Source organism: Paracoccus luteus (assembly GCF_004522155.1).
GTDB classification, from domain to species: domain Bacteria; phylum Pseudomonadota; class Alphaproteobacteria; order Rhodobacterales; family Rhodobacteraceae; genus Paracoccus; species Paracoccus luteus.
On sequence record NZ_SDEA01000005.1, the window covers coordinates 103,736 to 121,478 of the forward strand.

Below are 17,743 nucleotides of genomic sequence, written 5' to 3' on the forward strand. Positions count from 1 at the left end.
CGCAGCGCGAGGACTGGCCCCCGGCCGCCCAAAGGATTAACTTGCCCCCCGGACGTTCCGGGGGGCTTTTCACATGATCGCCGAGCTTGGCCATTTCGCGCTGATCCTGTCGTTGGCAGTGGCGCTGTTCCAGACGGTGGTGCCGCTGGTCGGCGCGGCGCGTGGCTGGCCCGCCTGGATCGACTCGGCCCGGCCCGCCGCGCTGGCCCAGTTCGGGTTGGTCGGCATCAGTTTCGCGGCGCTGACGGTGGCCTTTGTCACCTCGGATTTCTCGCTCGCGCTGGTCTATGAAAACAGCCATTCGGCCAAGCCGATGCTCTACAAGATCACCGGCGTCTGGGGGAACCACGAAGGCTCGATGCTGCTGTGGGTGCTGATCCTGGCGCTGTTCGGCGCGGCGGCCGCCAGCTTTGGCGAACACCTGCCGCCCGCGCTGCGCGCCCGCGTGCTGGCGGTGCAGGGCGCGATCGGGGCGTCGTTCCTGATCTTCATCATCTTCACCTCGAACCCGTTCCTGCGGATGAGCCCCGCGCCCTTTGACGGCCGCGACCTGAACCCGCTGCTGCAGGATCCCGGCCTCGCCTTCCATCCGCCGTTCCTCTACCTCGGCTATGTGGGGCTTTCGATGTCGTTCAGCTTTGCCGTCGCCGCCCTGATCGAGGGGCGGGTGGACGCCGCATGGGCACGCTGGGTGCGGCCGTGGACGCTGGCCGCGTGGATGTTCCTGACGGTCGGCATCGCGCTGGGGTCGTGGTGGGCGTATTACGAGCTTGGCTGGGGCGGGTTCTGGTTCTGGGATCCGGTGGAAAACGCATCCTTCATGCCGTGGCTGCTGGCCGCCGCGCTGCTGCATTCCGCCATCGTGGTGGAAAAGCGCGAGACGCTGAAGGCGTGGACGATCCTGCTGGCGATCATGGCGTTCGGGTTCTCGCTGATCGGCACGTTCATCGTGCGCTCGGGCGTCATCACCTCGGTCCACAGCTTTGCGTCGGACCCGTCGCGTGGCGTGTTCATCCTGGCGATCCTTGCGTTCTTCGTCGGCGGCGCGCTGACGCTGTTCGCCGCGCGCGCCGGCAGCATGACGGCGCGCGGCGTCTTCGCCCCCGTCTCGCGCGAGGGCGCGTTGCTGCTGAACAATCTGCTGCTGGCGGTGGCGGCGTTCGTCGTGTTCGTCGGCACGATCTGGCCGCTGGTCGCGGAAATGGCGTGGGGTCGCAAGCTGTCGGTCGGCGCACCGTTCTTTGAACAGGCCTTCACCCCGTTCATGATCGCGCTGGCCGTGGCCCTGCCCATCGGGGCGATCCTGCCGTGGAAGCGCGGCCGCGTCGGCCGGGCGGTCGCCACGCTGCGCCCGGCCGCGATCCTGGCGGTCGCAGTCGCTGCGCTGACCTTCGCGGTCTCGACGGGGCATTCCGCGCTTGCCGTCGTCGGCGCGGCGCTGGGGGGGTGGCTGATCGGCGGGGCCGCCATCGACATCTGGCAGCGCGCCGGACGCCAGGCGGGCCGGCTGACGCGCCTGCCACGCGCCGACTGGGGCCGGGTGACCGCGCACGCGGGGCTGGGCGTCACGTTCATCGGGATCAGCCTGCTGATGGCCTGGCAGGTCGAGGATATCCGCGTGGCCCAGGTCGGCGAGACCTTCACCGTCGCCGGCTATGACATCACTTTGGCCGAGGTCGAGGAAATGCCCGGGCCGAACTATATCTCGACCACCGCCGTGATGCAGGTCGCCCGCGACGGCCGCCAGGTGGCGACCCTGCACCCGGAAAAGCGCGTCTACCCCGTGCAGGCGATGCCCACGACCGAGGCCGCGATCCACAGCGGGCCGTTCGGCGACATCTATCTGGTCATCGGCGATCCGCAGCAGAACGGCGGCTGGGCGGTGCGCAGCTATATCAAGCCCTTCGCCTTCTGGATCTGGCTGGGCAGCGGGCTGATGGCGCTGGGGGGGCTGATCAGCCTGTCCGACCGCCGCTGGCGCGTCGCCGCGGCCGCCCGGCGCAAGCCCGGCCTGGTGGCCGCGGAATGAACCGGACCGCGTTTGCCCTTGCAATGATGCTGCTGGCGTCGTCCCCGGCGCTGGCCGTGCAGCCCGACGAGGTGCTGGCCGATCCCGCGCTGGAATCCCGCGCGCGCCAGATCAGCCAGTCCCTGCGCTGCCCCGTCTGCCAGGGCGAGAACATCGACGAATCGAACGCCCCGATCAGCCGCGACCTGCGGCTTTACGTCCGCGAACGGCTGGTGGGTGGCGACAGCGACGCGCAGGTGATCGACGCGGTCACGACGCGGTTCGGCGAATATGTCCTGTTCGAGCCGCGCGCCGAAGGGGGCAACCTGATCCTGTATGCGGCGGGGCCGCTGATGGCGCTGGTCGCGGCGCTTGGCGCATGGGGCTTCCTGCGCGGCCGCCGGCGCGAGGCCGCCGCACCCGCCGCGCTGACGGGGGACGAGCGGGCGCGCCTCAGCAGGCTGATGGATCAGGACAGCTGAACAAACCGCGGCTCGGTCCCGCGGTTGTCAAAGAACGGCACGGTGGACGGCGCGGTCAGGGGACCGTCGCCCGCGGCCGTGGCCAGCGCCTCGATCTCGGCCAGGACGACCTCGGTGATGAAGGGCAGGTCCAGCGCCCGCGCCTGCGCAAGGGGAACCCAGTGCAGGTGGCTCAGCTCGTCGCAGGCGCGCGAGAAATCATGCCGGTCGCCCGCGATGTGACGCGCATCGACCAGAAAGAACCGTGCGTCGAACCGGCGCGGGCGGCCCGGCGGGGTGATTGCGCGAAAGGCAAAGATCAGCGAATCCTGTGCGGCGGGGTCCAGCCGCAGGCCGGTTTCCTCGTCCATCTCGCGCAGGGCGGCGCGGGCCAGCGCGGCGGGGGTCGCGTCGGATTCGGGCCGCGCCTCGGCCGCCAGCCGGGCCGCGCAGGCGGGCGACAGCGCGGCGGGGCCGCCGTCCCGATCCTCGGGGTCCACGGCGCCGCCGGGAAAGACATATTTCGACGGCATGAAGGCCGCGGCCGCGCCCCGCATCCCCATCAGCACCGCAGGCCCGCCGGGGGCGTCGCGGTCCAGCAGGATCACGGTCGCCGCATCGCGCAGCCGGTCGGGCGCCAGCGCAGCCGCCGCTGCCGTCACCGCGCGGCCCCGGTGGCCTGCGGGTCGTCCGCGGTGGAACGATCCTCGTGCCCGTGGCCGAAGCCGTGCATCCTCTTGGCCCACTGGAACCCGACCCACGCGCCCTTGATGCGCGGCAGCATCAGCAGCGACAGGACCAGCGTCCCGCCGCAAAGCACCGTCAGCATCACCGTGGTCGACGGGCGATACATGGTGAACATCGCCAGCATCACCACCGTCGCCAGATGCGACACGATCAGGATCGTGACATAGGCCGGCCCGTCGTCGGCGCGATGATGGTGCAGTTCCGTCGCGCAGGACGGGCATTCGTCCTTGACCCGCAGATATCCCGTGAACAGCCGCCCCTCGCCGCACGAAGGGCAGCGGCCGGCCGCGCCGCGGCGCATGGCCTGTCCTGCGTGGCGGTCCTGCGAGGGCGTCGGGATGGCTGTGGACACGGGCATGGGAAACCTCGGCACTGAATGCGACAGCCCATAGATAGGAACTGCCGCCCCGTTTTGCCAGCGCCCGGCGCGCAAACTGCGCCGAAAGCCGCGGGTCGCCGCAAAGGTCCGATCTTCTGGCGGCAAATATCCCCGGGGGGTCCGGGGGCCGGCAGCCCCCGGGTGCGACGGCGCGCGCGCGATCAGCCGCGCAGGATGGAACGCCCGGCGTATTCGGCCGTCGCGCCCAGCATCTCCTCGATGCGGATCAGCTGGTTGTATTTCGCCAGCCGGTCCGAGCGCGCAAGCGATCCCGTCTTGATCTGCCCGCAATTGGTGGCGACGGCCAGGTCGGCGATGGTCGCGTCCTCGGTCTCGCCCGAGCGGTGCGACATCACGCTGGTATAACCGGCGCGGTCGGCCATGCGCACGGCATCCAGCGTTTCCGACAGCGTGCCGATCTGGTTGACCTTGACCAGCAGGCTGTTGGCGCAGCCGCGCGCGATGCCTTCGGCCAGCCGTTCGGGGTTGGTCACGAACAGATCGTCGCCGACCAGCTGGACCGAGCCGCCCAGGCGGTCAGTCAGCAGCTTCCATCCGTCCCAGTCGTCCTCGGCGCAGCCATCCTCGATCGACAGGATCGGATAGTCGGCGCACAGCGCGGCGAGGTAATCGACATTCTCGGCCGGGGTCAGCGACTTGCCCTCGCCCGTCATCTCATACTTGCCGCCCTTGAAATATTCGGTCGAGGCGCAATCCAGCGCCAGCATGATGTCGTCGCCGGGCTTGTAGCCTGCCTTCTCGATGGACCGCAGGATGAAATCCAGCGCATCGCGCGAGGACGAGAGGTTCGGGGCAAACCCGCCCTCGTCGCCCACGCCGGTCGCCAGACCGGCGGACGACAGTTCCTTTTTCAGCGTGTGGAACACCTCGGAGCCCATGCGGATCGCGTCGCGGATGTTTTCCGCGGCGACCGGCATGATCATGAACTCCTGGATGTCGATGGGGTTGTCGGCGTGCTCGCCGCCGTTGATGATGTTCATCATCGGAACCGGCAGCAGCCGCGCGCCGGTGCCGCCGACGTAACGGTAAAGCGGCTGGCTGGTCGCGTCCGCCGCGGCCTTGGCCACGGCCAGCGAGATGCCAAGGATCGCGTTCGCGCCCAGCCGGCTCTTGTTCGGGGTGCCGTCCAGTTCGATCATCATGCCGTCGATGGCCAGCTGTTCGGTCACGTCCTCGCCGATCAGCGCCTCGGCCAGTTCGCCGTTGACGGCCGCGACGGCGTCCAGCACGCCCTTGCCCAGATAGCGGCCCTTGTCGCCGTCGCGTTTCTCGACGGCCTCATGCGCGCCGGTCGATGCGCCGGACGGCACGGCGGCGCGGCCCATCGTGCCGTCCTCCAGCGTGACGTCGACCTCGACGGTGGGGTTGCCACGGCTGTCCAGGATTTCGCGCGCGAAGATGTCGATGATGGCGGTCATGGGGGCTCCTTTGCCGAAGGTTGCTGCGTCATAGCCCCGCGGCGGGCAGGGGGGAACCCGGTCAGGGCGCTGATAGCGCTATATCCGCCCAGATCGGCAGGTGATCGGACGCGCGCCGCGCCAGCGGGCTGTCGTGGACGCCGCTGTCGGTGACCTCGATCCCCGCCGACAGGGCAATCCGGTCATAGCGCAGCTGCGGGAACGGCGCGGGCCAGCTTGGCCCCGGCGCCAGCACCTCAAGCCCCGACAGTGATTCGAGCCCGCGCTCGTCGCGCCATTCGTTGAAATCGCCGGTCAGGACAAATCGGTTGCCGCCGATGCGCGCCACCTTGGCCGCCAGCCGCGCCAGCTGCGCGCGGCGCGAGGATCGGGCAAGCCCCAGATGGACCACCACCACCGTCAGCTCCGCCAGCCGCAGCGCCAGCGCGCCCCGCGGCTCGATCCCCGGCAGGGGCAGGCGGCGGACGGTCGCGCCCTCGGCCAGGTCGGGGCGCAGCAGGATGGTCTGGCCGTGCCAGCCCAGCGACTGTTCGCTGGTCGTCAGATGCGGCGCGGGGACCATGCCGGTCATGTCCTGGATCAGCCGCCGGGGCAGCGCCTCGGGGCGGGCGCCGAAGCGGAAATCGACCTCTTGCAGGGCCACGATATCGGCGCCCAGATCGGCGATGACCTGCAGGTTGCGTTCGGGCGCGTGCGGCCCGGTCATGCCGCGGCACTTGTGCAGGTTATAGCTGGCGACGCGCAGGGTTCGGGTCGGGGTCATGGGGTGATTGCTGCCACGGCTGCGCCCGCGTTTCCAGTCCGGGCAGCCGCGCTCAGGTGCCGCAATAGGTGACGCGGACCGCCTCGCCGTCGCCGGGGGGCTGCGACAGGTCGCGCCAGTCGGCCCGGTCGTCAAAGGGCGCGCCGGTCGCGGCGACAAGCCGGTGGAACGGGGTGAAATCGCCGGTCACGCCCGCGTCGATGGCCGCCTGGATGCGGTGGTTGCGCGGGATGCGGGCGGGGTTCGCGGCGGCCGCGACGGCAAGGTCGGGCCTGCGGGCCTGCCAGTCGCGTTCCCACGCGCGATAAGGCGCGGGGTCGGTGAACCCGGCCGCGGCCTCGCCCGTGGCCAGCCCGCGGAACGTGCGGGTGAAATCGGCGCGCGCGTTCGCCATGATCGTCAGCAGCCGTTCCACCAGCGCCCGGTCGTCAGAGCGCGGGTTCGCCAGCCCCAGCTTGGCCGCGAAGCGGCGCAGCCACGCGGCCTGATACAGCGCCGGGAATCCGTGGACCGCCTCGGTCGCCTGCGCCACCGCGCGGTCCGTGTCATCGCCCATCAGCGGGATCAGGCAGCTTGCCAGCTGCGCCAGGTTCCAGACCGCCACCTGCGGCTGTTCGGCCCAGGCATAGCGCCCGCCCCGGTCGATGGACGAAAACACGGTGTCGGGATGATAGGCATCCATGAAGGCGCAGGGGCCATAGTCGATGGTCTCGCCGCTGACGGCCATGTTGTCGGTGTTCATGACCCCGTGGATGAATCCCAGCGCCATCCATTGCGCGACCGTCTCGGCCTGACGGGCGATGACGCCGCGCAGCATCCCCAGCGCGTCGCCCGCATCGGGATAATGGCGGGCGATCACATGGTCGGCGAGCGTCCGCAGCCGGTCGATGTCGCCGCGGATGGCAAAATATTCGAAGGTGCCGACGCGGATGTGGCTGGACGCGACCCGCGTCAGCACCGCGCCGGGCAGGGCGGTTTCGCGCCACACCGGCTCGCCCGTCGTGACGGCGGCCAGCGCGCGGGTCGTGGGCACGCCGGCGGCGGCCATGAACTCGCTGACCGCGTATTCGCGCAGCACCGGCCCCAGCCACGCCCGCCCATCGCCGCGGCGCGAAAACGGCGTCGGTCCCGAACCCTTCAGCTGAATGTCGAAGCGCGCCCCGTCGGGTGCCACGACCTCGCCCAGCAGCACGGCGCGCCCGTCGCCCAGCTGGGGCGACAGGCCACCGAACTGGTGGCCGGCATAGGCCTGCGCAATGGGGTCGGCGCCCTGCGGCGACGCGTTGCCCGCCAGCATCGCCAGCCCGGCGTCGCTGTCCAGCCAGTCCGCGTCCAGCCCCAGCCGTTCGGCCAGCGGCCGGTTCAGCGCGATCCGCCCCGGCTGGGCGACCGGCGTGGGCGCGGTGCGGGCAAAGAACCCCGGCCCGAGCCGGGCATAGGAATTGTCGAAGGCGATGGGGGCGTGGCTTTGGGTCATCACAGCGATGTGGGGAAGGGCGGCGGCAAATGAAAGACCCGCGCGCCAGCGATGACCTTCCGCAACGACCAGCCCGCTTGCGGCGCGGGCCGCGCGCGCGTATCCCTGCCCCTTGCTGCGCGGAGAGTGCCATGAAGTTCCTCGATCTAGCCAAGGTCTATATCCGCTCGGGCGGCGGGGGCGCGGGGTCGGTGTCGTTCCGGCGCGAGAAGTTCATCGAATACGGCGGTCCCGACGGCGGCGACGGCGGCCGCGGCGGCGATGTCTGGGCCGAGGCGGTGGACGGGCTGAACACGCTGATCGATTTCCGCTATCAGCAGCATTTCTTCGCGAAATCCGGCCAGCACGGCATGGGCAGCCAGATGACCGGCGCGTCGGGCGATGACATCGTGCTGAAGGTGCCGGCCGGGACCGAGATCCTGGACGAGGATCAGGAGACGGTGATCGCCGACCTGACCGAGGCGGGACAGCGCGTCCTGCTGGCCAAGGGCGGCAACGGCGGCTTTGGCAACCTGCACTTCAAATCCTCGACCAACCGCGCGCCGCGCCACGCCAACCCCGGCCTGCCGGGGGTCGAACGGACGCTGTGGCTGCGGCTTAAGCTGATCGCCGACGCGGGGCTGGTCGGGCTGCCCAACGCGGGCAAGTCCACCTTCCTTGCGGCGGTGTCGAACGCCCGGCCCAAGATCGCGGATTATCCCTTCACCACGCTGGTCCCGAACCTGGGCGTCGTCGGCATCGACGGGCATGAATTCGTCATGGCCGACATTCCGGGGCTGATCGAGGGGGCAAGCGAGGGCAGGGGTCTCGGCGACCAGTTCCTGGGCCATGTCGAACGGTCGAACGTGCTGCTGCATCTGGTCGATGGCACGGCCGAGGACGTCGCCGCCGACGCCCGCACCATCCTGACCGAGCTTGCGGCCTATTCCGCCGTGCTGGCCGACAAGCCCCGCATCACCGTCCTGAACAAGATCGACGCCCTGACGCCCGAGATGCTGGCCGAACGCCGCGCCGCGCTTGAGGCCGAGCTGGGCGCGCCGGTCATGGTCATGTCGGGCGTCGCCCGAACCGGCGTGACCGAGGTGCTGCGCGCAGTCTGGGAAAAGGTCGCGCCGACCCGCGTGCGCAAGGTGGAAAACCCCGCGCCGTGGCAGCCCTGACCCCCGACATCGCGGCCGCGCGCCGGCTGGTCGTCAAGATCGGCAGCGCGCTGCTGGTCGGCCCCGACGGGCTGCGCGACGACTGGCTGCGCGGGCTTTGCGCCGACGTGGCCGACTGGCGGCGGCGCGGCGCCGATGTGGTGCTGGTCAGCTCCGGGTCCATCGCGCTGGGGCGGCGGGTGCTGGCGCTGCCCGCGGGCACGCTGACGCTGGAACAGTCGCAGGCCGCCGCCGCCGTGGGCCAGATCCGCCTGGCCCGCGCCTACGAGGAGATGCTGGCCCCCCACGGCGTCACCACCGCGCAGGTGCTGGTCACGCTCGAGGATACCGAGAACCGCCGCCGCTACCTCAACAGCCGCGCGACGATGGAGACGCTGCTGGGCCTTGGCGTCGTGCCCATCGTGAACGAGAACGACACCGTCGCCACCGACGAGATCCGCTTTGGCGACAACGACCGGTTGGCGGCAGCCATCGCCGTCACCTGCGGGGCCGACCAGCTGGCTCTGCTGTCCGACGTGGACGGGCTTTACACCGCCAACCCCAAGACCGACCCGGACGCCCGCCACCTGCCGGTGATCGACCGCCTCACCCCCGAGATCGAGGCGATGGGCGGCGACCCGGTCAGCGGCCTCAGCAAGGGGGGCATGAAGACCAAGCTGATGGCCGCCCGCACCGCCATCGGCGGCGGCTGCGCGATGGCGATTGCCGAAGGATCGGTCCTGCGGCCGTTGTCGGCGGTGGCGGGTGGCGCGCAAGTGACGTGGTTCCTGCCGGAAAGCGACCCGCGGGCGGCGCGCAAGCGCTGGATCGCCGCGATGAAGCCGCGGGGCGAGGTGGTGATCGACGCGGGCGCCGCCGCCGCGCTGGCCGCGGGGCGTTCGCTGCTGCCGGCGGGTGTCACGGGCATCGCCGGCGTCTTTCACCGCGGCGACCCGGTGACGATCCGCGGCCCGCAGGGGGCGGCGCTGGCGCAGGGCCTGACCCGCTATGATTCGACCGAGGCCCAGCAGATCGCGGGCCGCCGCAGCGACGAGATCGGCGCGATCCTTGGCCACGACCGCCGCAGCGCGCTGGTCCACCGCGACGACATGGCCGTGGGGCGCTGACAGCGCCGGATCGGGGTGCCGGCGGCGGGGATCGGGAATCGCTCCGCTGCCTGATCCGTCCCGTCCCCCCCACCGCAACCGGCGGGTGTCGGCCAACCGCGGGCCGAAATGAAGGCAACATCAAGAAGCCGGACAGCGACCGTTCACCACACCCCGCGCGCGCAGCGGCCGCAGCGCGGAACGCCGGGCAGCCTGTCGCGCGGGGGACGGCGACGCGCGCCGACGCGGACGTCCAACCCTAGAACTCGACCCGGATCGGCTGCACGAAGGACTGCCCCTTGCCGCCGGGCGGGGCCGGCATCTTTGGCAGGCGGGCGGCCTGCCGGGCCAGCGCGGCGTCGGCGCGGGCGTCGCCGGTCGAGCTGACCAGCCGGGCGGTGGCCGCGCCGTTCGGGCCGATGGTGACGGACACCTGCACCCGCGCCGCGCCGCCGCCCCCTGACAGGCGGGTGCGCGCCATGTGGCGCGAGATGCGCGCGCCCACCTGCGACTGCCAGCTTTGCATCTGTGCCCGGCTGGGCGCCTTTTGCCCGGCCGTGGCCGCGGCCTGCGACTGGCGGGTGCTGGCGGCCGCGCGCGGTTCGGCCGATCTGGCCTGCTGCCGCTCGGCCGGTTCTTTCCGCGGCTCACGCGCGGGCGTCCGCTCGCGCCGCGGCTTTTCGGGCTGCGCCTGCTTTACTTCCGGCTCGGGCGGGGGTTCACGCTGGGGCCGCGGGGCTGGCCTGCGCGAGGTGGTCAGGGGCTGCGTCTCGGGCGGGACCAGCGTGGCGAAGTCGCCGACCGGCGGCAGGGCGGCGAAATCCGGCACCGCGAAATCCGGCGGCGGCTCTGCGGGTTGGGGCAGCAGGTCTGCCAGATCCTGCACCGGGGGCAGGGTGGGCAGGGGCGGCAGCTCGGGTTCGGCTACCTCGGGCGGGCGCTCCTCGGCTGGCGGCTCGACCGGTTCCTCGACGGGGGCGGCCTCGGCCACCTCGGGCTCAGGCTCGGGCGGCGGGGCCTCGGCCGGCGCCTCGGCGGGTTGCGCGGCCTCGGCCGCCTCGCTGTCGGTTTCCGGGCTGGCCGCCTCGGGGGGCGTCGGCTCGGCCGACAACTCGATCATCACCGGCTCGGGCGGAAGGCTCCGGGGCGCGGCGGCCACGTTCACCAGCAGGAACTGCGCCGCCGCCACATGGGCCGCGCAGACCGCGAACGCGGCCGCGAACCAGATGGTCGAACGGCCCAGAAAGCCCGCCCGGCTCATGGTGCGCCACCGTCCAGCCCGACCAGCGCGATGCGGGTGAAGCCGGTATCACGGACCTGGTTCAAGACGCCGATCACGTCGCCATAGCTGACGCTGCGGTCCGCGCGCAGATAGATCCGCGCCTCGCGGTCGCCCCCCGTCGCCGCGTCCAGCGCGGGGCCTAGGGCGTCGGGTGCCACCGGATCGGCGCCAAGCGCCAGCGTCAGGTCGGGCGAGACGGTCAGCCACACCGGCTCGTCCGGGCGGGGCGAGGCCGCGCCGGCCGCGACCGGCAGGTTGACCTGGATGTCCACCGTCGCCAGCGGCGCCGCGACCATGAAGATGATCAGCAGCACCAGCATCACGTCGATGAACGGGGTGACGTTGATTTCGTGCTGTTCGTGCAGATCGTCGCCGTCGTGCAGGCCGCCCGCCATCACACCGCCCCCGCGGCTTGCCGGTCCAGGTCGCGGCTGACCAGCCGCTCGACCGCCGCCGCAGCGTCCGCCAGCTTCAGCCGATAGCCGGTGATCGCGCGGGCCAGGCCGTTGTAGATGACCACCGCCGGGATCGCGGCGACCAGCCCCAGCGCGGTCGCCAGCAGCGCCTCGGCGATGCCGGGGGCGACGACGGCCAGGTTGGTCGTCTGCGACTCGGAAATGCCGATAAAGCTGTTCATGATCCCCCAGACGGTGCCGAACAGTCCGACGAAGGGCGCGGTCGATCCGATGGTGGCAAGGATGCCCGTGCCCACCCCCGCCTGCCGCCCCGCCCGGCCCACGACCCCCGCAAGATGCGACGAGATGCGGGTTTTCAGCCCCTCGGGCGCGGCGGGCGCCGGCGCGGACCGGCGGCGTTCCGCATCGGCCAGGCGCAGCATGTGGCTGACCGGGTCGCGGCTGCGGCCCGACGCCGCGACCGCCGCGCCCAGCGTGGGCGCGGTGGCGACGCGGCGCGCGCTGCGCCCGGCCGCGCGGTCAGACAGCCAGATCTCGACCGCCTTGACCAGCAGCACCGTCCAGGTGATGACCGATGCCGCGATCAGCCCCAGCATCACCCCTTTGACCACCACGTCGGCGGCCTGGAACATGCCAAGCGGCGACAGATCGTGGGGCAGGGGACGGGCGATGTCCTGCGCCGAGGCGGCGGCGGCCGCAAGGACCAGCGGCAGGGACAGGGCGATGGGTCGGAATAGGGTCATTGTCTTCTGCATTTCCATGTTCGTCAGGGTTCAGGCCGCGTTCCAGTAGGCGGCCAGATGGGCGCGGGTCTTGGGCACGCCAAGAGAGGTCAGGACCGCCTGCCGCAAGGGCTGCAGCCGCGATTTTTCAGTGGCAAGCCAGAACTGCCCCGCGTCGGGCGCCTCGGCCACCAGCAGGCGCGCCAGATCGTCCTCGCCCCGCGGGTGGTGGTGCAGGGTCAGGCCGGGGTGGTCGGGCAGCGGGTAATCCGCGCTGGCGCCCAGCAGGTGGCAGGCGATGCGCGCGCCGGGGCCTTGCGCCGCGATGATCCGGGCCAGCGCCGGATAGGCCGTCTCGTCGCCCCCGATCAGCAGCCGGTCGTCCAGCGGGATGCCGCCGCCGCCCGGCCCGATCAGCCCGACGACCGTGCCGGGGGCCGCCGCCTGGGCAAAGGCGCAGACGCGCCCGCCCTCGTGGACGAAGACGTCGGTTTCCAGCCAGCCCGCCGCGAGGTCGATGGCGCGGATCGTATAGGCGGGGCGGTGCAGGGGCTGCGGCCAGATCGTCTGGCCCGTGCCCGACAGCCGCGGCCATTCGGTCGCGCCGTCGCCCGACGGCAGCACCATGCGGAAATGGATCATGTCGCGGGCCAGCCGGTCCAGCCCGTCGCCCTGCACCCGCATCCGCACGAACTGCGCACTGACGCGTTCGACCGACGCCACGCGCCCCAGGCTGAAGTTCGGCGGCAGCGCACCCGCCTGCGCGGGCCCGGTCCAGCGCAGGCCGACCGCGTCGGGCGCATGGTCGGCCAGATGGGCGGCCGCGGCCTCTTGCAGGGTGAACAGCCAGTCGGCGCTGTGGGCCCGGGCGTAAAGCGTCGTCGCCGCGCCGCGCTGGCGGGCGCCGAACTCGCCCTCGCCCACGGTGACCCAGGTGGACCGGCCGTGACCGGACCGCAGCGTCAGGCCGTGATCGTCCGCCAGATGGCGGAACAGCGCGTCGAGGCCGGCGAAATCGACGGCGATCTCGGCCTCGGCCTGAAAGGGGGGCAGGGGATCGGTCCTCATGCGGCGGCCCTGTCGGGTTGGCGGCTGGCGGGCAGGGTGACGGCCATGACCGCGGCAAGCCCCGCGCACAGGACGAACAGCGCGCCAAAGCCCGCGTGTTCGGCGACCAGCCCCGCGGCGACGCCCAGGACCATGCTGATGGCGGCGTCCAGGCACTGGAACAGCGTGAAATCCACGCCGCCCTGCGCCGGGTCGGCCCATGCCATGATCTGCGCGAAAAGCGCGGTAAAGCCGATGGACAGCACGAACGATCCGGCGGCCAGCGCGGTGGCCACGCTGACGGACAAGGGCAGCGCGATCCCCAGCACGGGCAGCGCCAGCAACGTCATGGCGACCGCCTGCAGCGCCAGCGCCGCGCGCAGCGCCGGGCCGGTCCCCATCGCGCGGACCATCCAGCCGCCTACGACCGCGCCCGCGACCCCCAGCGTCAGGCTGGACAGCCCGCCCAGCAGGCCCACGCGCGCCAGCGGCACGCCCAGGTCGATCAGATAGGGGGCCAGCATCCCCATCGCGGCCTTTTGCGCGACGACAAAGCCTGCGGTCAGCAGCAGGCCGTGCCGGATCTCGGGGCGCGCGAGCGCCGCGCGCAGGCTGGGGCGCGGCGCGCTGGCGGGCACGGGCGCGTCGTCGCGCGCGACAGCGGCAAAGCCTGCAAGCAGCAGGGCGACCAGCGCGGCCATGACCAGCGTCGCGGCCGTCCAGCCCCAGCTTGCGACCAGCACGACGAACAGCCCCCCGCCGATGGCGGCGCCCGCATAGGCCCCGCCGACCTGTGCCGCGTTGCCCCAGCCCAGCCGCCGCGCCGCCAGCGCGCGCACGGCATGGCCGTCGACCGCGATGTCCACCGTCGCGGTGGCGATCGCGACCACCATCAGCAGCGCCAGCACCGGCAGCAGCGGGACCAGCCCGGTCAGCGCGACCCCGGCAAGCCCCGCGACCGCCACCGCCCCGCCCATCAGGACGATCCGGCCCGTCCGCACGCGGCCGCCGGGGGGCAGGCGGCGCGCCTCGACCCGGGGCGACCACAGGAACTTCAGCGCCCAGGGCGCGATCAGCAGCGACAGCAGGCCGATCCGGTCCAGTGGCAGGCCGCTGTCGCGCAGCACCGCCGGCAGGCCGCCCCAGGTCAGGCCGCCAATGACGCTTTGCGCCGCATAGGCCGCCCAGAACCCCGCCAGCAGGGGCAGTTGCCGGTCCGCGCCCATCGTCAGAACCGCCGCCGCAGGCTGGCGGTCCAGACCCGGCCCTCGTCACGATAGCAATAGCCGGCAGTGCAGATGTCTTCCTGCCGGTCGAAGGCGTTCTTGACGTTCATCTGCATCTGCACGCCGGGCGCCTGCGGCACGTCATAGCTGACCTGCAGATCGACGAAGGTGCGGGCATCGTTCGTCAGCGTGTTCCGGTCGTCGCCATAGCTTTCCCCGACATGGCGGATGCCCGCGCCCAGCCCCAGCCCGGCAAGGCTGCCCTGACGGATGTCGTATTTCCCCCACAGCGACAGGATGTCGTTGGGGGTGCCCGACAGCTCGTGCCCGACGGTGCCGGCGGCGCCTTCCTCGATCTTCAGGCGCTGGTGGGTCCAGCTGGCGATCATGCCCAGGCCGTTGTCCCAGTTGGCCATCGCCTCAAGTTCGACCCCGCGGCTGTTCAGGTCCAGCTGGCGCTGCCGGTTGCGGCCCGAGCTTGCGTCCAGCACCACGCCGTCGCGCTGGTCGATGTCGAACACCGACGCGGTCAGCAGCAGGTTTCCGCCCTCGGGGGCGTATTTCAGCCCCACCTCGCGCTGGGTGGCGCGGGTCGGGCGGGCGGGGCGGCCGATGTCGCTGGTGACGTCGTCATAGACCAGGCCCAGGTTCGGCGCGAACGACGTCGAGACATTGGCATAGGCGACCAGCCCGCTGTCCCAGCGATAGCTGACGCCCAGCCGGCCGGAACGGCCGCTGTCCTCCGTCGCCTCGACGCTGCCGTCGGCGGCGGTCGAATCGGTGTCCACCTTGTCGAACCGCAGGCTGGCAAAGGCGTTCCAGTTCCCGAACGACATCTGGTCGTGCAGATAGATGCCCGCCTGCGTCGTTTCCTGCGCGTCCGAAAAGGGCACGTCCCCCGCCGCCGTATCCGCCGCCGAGACATAGCCGATCAGGCTGTGCGCCCGATACTCGGCGCGGGTCAGGTCGATGCCGGCCAGCAGCTCGTGATCGACCGGGCCGGTCGCGCCGTTCCATTGCAGCGCGGTGTCCGCCGTCGCGCTGTCGACCTTTTCCAGGTAATGGCCCCAGTATCGCGCCAGCCCCGCGCCGGCCGGGTAATGGCCGCTGTATTCCAGATCCACGTCCACCTGGCTGACGCGCGCGCTGTGGCGCAGGGTCAGGCTGCCCGACAGGCGATGCTCGACCTCATACCCCAGACGCCACTGGTCCTGGCGGAAGTCGTTGTATTCGGGGTCGCCCTCGTAAAGATCCGAGACGACGCCGTAGGCGGGGTTATAGAACGCGGCCGTCCCGCCGGTCACCGACCGCGACCATTCGGCCAGCAGGGTGACGCGCGTCGTGCCGTCGTCGAACCGCAGCGCCGGGGCAAGATAGGTCTTGTCGTCGTCATAGCCGGGCAGATCGGTCCCGGATTTCCGCACCAGCCCCGTCAGGCGATAGCTGAGCCGGTCGTCCCTTAGCGGGCCGGACCAGTCGGCGGCGATCTGGGCGCGGTCGTTGGCCCCGGTCGTCGCCTCGATCTCGCGGAAGGGCTGGTCCTTGGGGCGCTTGGTCACGATGTTGACGATGCCGCCCGGCCCGCTGACGCCATACAGCGACGACGCCGGGCCTTTCAGGATGGCGATGCCCTCGGTGCCGTAAGGCTCGGTCTTCCAGATCGCGGTGGGGGCATTATAGACGCGCAGCCCGTCGCGAAAGACGCCGTTATAGAACGCCGGGAAGCCGCGCAGCGTAAAGGCGTCAAAGCGCGTGTCATAGCCATAGTTGTTGGGGTTGGCGCTGGCGGTATAGCCCAGCGTCTCGTTCAGGGTGCGGGGGCGCTGATCCTCGATCTGGTCCTGGGTGACGATGCTGATCGCCTGCGGGATCTCGGCCACCGGCGTGTCCAGCCGCGTCGCCTGGCGCGAGATCGTGGCGACATAGCCCGACTGGGTCAGCGTCTCGTCGCTTTCCGCCTCAAGCGTGATTTCGGGCAGCACATGGGGTCTGTCCTGCGCGGCGGCGGGCAGGGCGGCGCTGGCAAGCAGCAGGGCGGTCAGGTCAAGGCGCATGGGGAGTCCGGCGCTGAAGGGCTGCGATGACGCGGACCGGATCACCCGCCGCCCGGCCCAGGCCCGGCGCGCGGCCGGTCCGCGCCCGCAAGGGGGCGGCACCGGATGGCATCAGCGGGGCACGGGCCATGTGGCGTCCTGGGGCGAGCGGTCATGCGGAACGCTGGCTTAAGGCTGGCGCGGTGAGGAACCGGATAAAACGCCATACTAGTTCTGTCAACAATGCAGCGGCGGCATGTCCGCCCTGAACTTCGGCTAATGTTTCCCGCGTGCTGGAACAATCGGCGCGGCTGGCCGTTCTGACCCCATAACAGAAGCTTGCTGTCGAAAGGATGGGCACATGGCCACCGACTATTCCACCAACGACCTGAAGAAAGACGTGAACGACGCAGCCAACGACGCCAAGGACACCGCGCAGTCGATGGCAAAGGACGCCAAGCAGGCGGCCAGCGACACCGTCGACAAGATCAAGCATTCGGCGTCCGACATCGCCGCGACCGCCCGCGAACGCGGCGAGGAGTTCGTGGCGACCGCCAAGGAGAAGGGCGCCGAATACGCCGACCGTGCCCGCAGCGAGGCCGACCGCCTGTATCGCGAGGGCGAGCGCCGCGCCGGCGAGATGGCGGCGCACGCCAGCGACTATTACGACGAGATGTCGGACATGGTGCGGCGCAAGCCCGCGCAGGCGCTGGGGATCGCCGCCGGTGTCGGCTTTCTTGTCGGCCTGATCCTCGCGCGTCGCTGATCCCATGTTCGACTATGCGCGCAACATGCAGCTCGCGCTAGGCGACGTGGCGCGGCGGACGGCCATGCAGGCCGCCGCCGGCGTCGTGATCGCCATCGGCGCAGGGTTCCTGATCGCCGCGCTGTGGACCTTCCTGGCGGACACCCTCGACTGGGGTCCGCTGGGGGCGTCACTGGCCGTCGGCCTGCTGTTCGTCATCGCCGGGGTCGTCGTCATCATGATGGCGAAAAAGGTCAAGCACCCGATCCCGTCCACGGACGAGCTGCGCGCCGAGGTCGAGACGCGGGTCAGCCTGGCCACCGACGCGGCGCTGGAAAAGGCCCGGATCAAGGCGACCGAGGTCGTGGATACGGTGGAAAACAAGGTCCACGGCCTTGTCGATACCGTGTCCTACAAGGCCAGCCAGTTCGCCGGGGAAGCCGAGGCCAAGGTGCAGGGCCTGACCCGCAACGCGGCCGATCATGCCGCCCGCAGCGTCGGGCTGACCCCCGAGGTGGTGGCGCAGGCCAGGCAGACGGTCGAGAAGGTCAAGCACTCGAACGCGGCCACGATCCCGCCGCTGCTGGGCGCCTTTGCCGTCGGTATCGCGCTGGCGTCCCGCATCCGGTCCTGGCGGGACGACGACGACGAGGACGACCAGTGGTCCTACAGCGACGATCACCTGGATCGCGACGATCTCTACTGACATGCAAAAGGGCCGCGAAAGCGGCCCTTTTTCAACGCGGTCCCCTG

At 71.1% G+C, this 17,743-nt stretch carries 17 protein-coding genes; 6 read left to right on the forward strand and 11 right to left on the reverse strand.

The genetic code is table 11. The features are described 5' to 3' along the window. The first annotated feature begins 73 nt into the window (after window positions 1-73). Window positions 74-2,029 (forward strand): heme lyase CcmF/NrfE family subunit, encoded by a 1,956-nt coding sequence (locus EPA64_RS08660; RefSeq protein ID WP_134725858.1) that lies wholly within the window; start codon window positions 74-76, stop codon window positions 2,027-2,029. Further along, on the forward strand, window positions 2,026-2,490 hold the full coding sequence (locus tag EPA64_RS08665) for a cytochrome c-type biogenesis protein (protein WP_134725859.1): 465 nt from the start codon (window positions 2,026-2,028) through the stop codon (window positions 2,488-2,490). Before EPA64_RS08660 ends, EPA64_RS08665 begins: the two co-directional genes overlap by 4 nt. Here the strand turns inward: EPA64_RS08665 and EPA64_RS08670 are convergent. The 5 genes from EPA64_RS08670 to EPA64_RS08690 form a co-directional block, all read right to left on the reverse strand. After that, a complete protein-coding gene (locus EPA64_RS08670; protein WP_134725860.1) occupies window positions 2,478-3,131 on the reverse strand; it encodes an NUDIX hydrolase in 654 nt (217 codons plus the stop codon). The genes EPA64_RS08665 and EPA64_RS08670 overlap by 13 nt on opposite strands. Beyond that, the gene (locus EPA64_RS08675) at window positions 3,128-3,574 is read right to left on the reverse strand and encodes a DUF983 domain-containing protein (RefSeq protein WP_134725861.1); all 447 of its coding nucleotides are present in this window, start codon (window positions 3,572-3,574) and stop codon (window positions 3,128-3,130) included. The genes EPA64_RS08670 and EPA64_RS08675 overlap by 4 nt, the downstream gene beginning before the upstream one ends. Window positions 3,575-3,756: 182 nt before the next feature. Next, window positions 3,757-5,034 carry a phosphopyruvate hydratase gene (gene eno / locus EPA64_RS08680; protein ID WP_134725862.1) on the reverse strand — a complete coding sequence of 426 codons (1,278 nt, stop codon included), beginning with the start codon at window positions 5,032-5,034 and terminating at the stop codon, window positions 3,757-3,759. 61 nt (window positions 5,035-5,095) lie between these two features. Further along, window positions 5,096-5,797 carry an endonuclease/exonuclease/phosphatase family protein gene (locus EPA64_RS08685; protein ID WP_134725863.1) on the reverse strand — a complete coding sequence of 234 codons (702 nt, stop codon included), beginning with the start codon at window positions 5,795-5,797 and terminating at the stop codon, window positions 5,096-5,098. Window positions 5,798-5,849: 52 nt separating this feature from the next. Next, a complete protein-coding gene (locus EPA64_RS08690; protein WP_134725864.1) occupies window positions 5,850-7,274 on the reverse strand; it encodes a protein adenylyltransferase SelO in 1,425 nt (474 codons plus the stop codon). Between the two features lie 131 nt (window positions 7,275-7,405). Here EPA64_RS08690 and obgE point away from each other — a divergent pair, with 131 nt between their 5' ends. Together obgE and proB are read left to right on the forward strand one after the other, a co-directional pair. Continuing rightward, window positions 7,406-8,434, forward strand: a complete 1,029-nt coding sequence (gene obgE, locus EPA64_RS08695) for a GTPase ObgE (protein WP_134725865.1) — start codon at window positions 7,406-7,408, stop codon at window positions 8,432-8,434. Then, window positions 8,422-9,540, forward strand: coding sequence for a glutamate 5-kinase (proB, locus tag EPA64_RS08700; RefSeq protein ID WP_134725866.1), 1,119 nt, complete (start codon window positions 8,422-8,424; stop codon window positions 9,538-9,540). The genes obgE and proB overlap by 13 nt, the downstream gene beginning before the upstream one ends. A 238-nt stretch (window positions 9,541-9,778) precedes the next feature. Here the strand turns inward: proB and EPA64_RS08705 are convergent, their stop codons facing one another. The 6 genes from EPA64_RS08705 to EPA64_RS08730 are packed head-to-tail and all read right to left on the reverse strand — an operon-like array spanning window position 9,779 to window position 16,266. After that, a complete protein-coding gene (locus tag EPA64_RS08705) occupies window positions 9,779-10,780 on the reverse strand; it encodes a TonB C-terminal domain-containing protein (RefSeq protein WP_134725867.1) in 1,002 nt (333 codons plus the stop codon). Continuing rightward, window positions 10,777-11,196 carry a TonB system transport protein ExbD gene (gene exbD, locus EPA64_RS08710; protein ID WP_134725868.1) on the reverse strand — a complete coding sequence of 140 codons (420 nt, stop codon included), beginning with the start codon at window positions 11,194-11,196 and terminating at the stop codon, window positions 10,777-10,779. The genes EPA64_RS08705 and exbD overlap by 4 nt, the downstream gene beginning before the upstream one ends. Continuing rightward, window positions 11,196-11,960: a tonB-system energizer ExbB gene (exbB, locus tag EPA64_RS08715; protein WP_246026681.1), complete on the reverse strand. Its 765-nt coding sequence runs from the start codon at window positions 11,958-11,960 to the stop codon at window positions 11,196-11,198. The genes exbD and exbB overlap by 1 nt, the downstream gene beginning before the upstream one ends. Window positions 11,961-11,990: 30 nt before the next feature. Continuing rightward, entirely contained in the window at window positions 11,991-13,007 is a 1,017-nt protein-coding gene (locus EPA64_RS08720; protein ID WP_134725869.1) for a siderophore-interacting protein, read from the reverse strand. Then, window positions 13,004-14,212, reverse strand: coding sequence for an MFS transporter (locus EPA64_RS08725; protein WP_134725870.1), 1,209 nt, complete (start codon window positions 14,210-14,212; stop codon window positions 13,004-13,006). The genes EPA64_RS08720 and EPA64_RS08725 overlap by 4 nt, the downstream gene beginning before the upstream one ends. Window positions 14,213-14,214: 2 nt before the next feature. Beyond that, window positions 14,215-16,266: a TonB-dependent siderophore receptor gene (locus EPA64_RS08730; protein WP_134725871.1), complete on the reverse strand. Its 2,052-nt coding sequence runs from the start codon at window positions 16,264-16,266 to the stop codon at window positions 14,215-14,217. Between the two features lie 340 nt (window positions 16,267-16,606). Between EPA64_RS08730 and EPA64_RS08735 the strand changes: the two genes are divergently transcribed. Then, window positions 16,607-17,011 (forward strand): ElaB/YgaM/YqjD family protein, encoded by a 405-nt coding sequence (locus EPA64_RS08735; protein ID WP_134725872.1) that lies wholly within the window; start codon window positions 16,607-16,609, stop codon window positions 17,009-17,011. A 4-nt stretch (window positions 17,012-17,015) separates the two neighbouring features. After that, a complete protein-coding gene (locus EPA64_RS08740) occupies window positions 17,016-17,696 on the forward strand; it encodes a phage holin family protein (RefSeq protein WP_134725873.1) in 681 nt (226 codons plus the stop codon). Window positions 17,697-17,743: the final 47 nt, after the last annotated feature.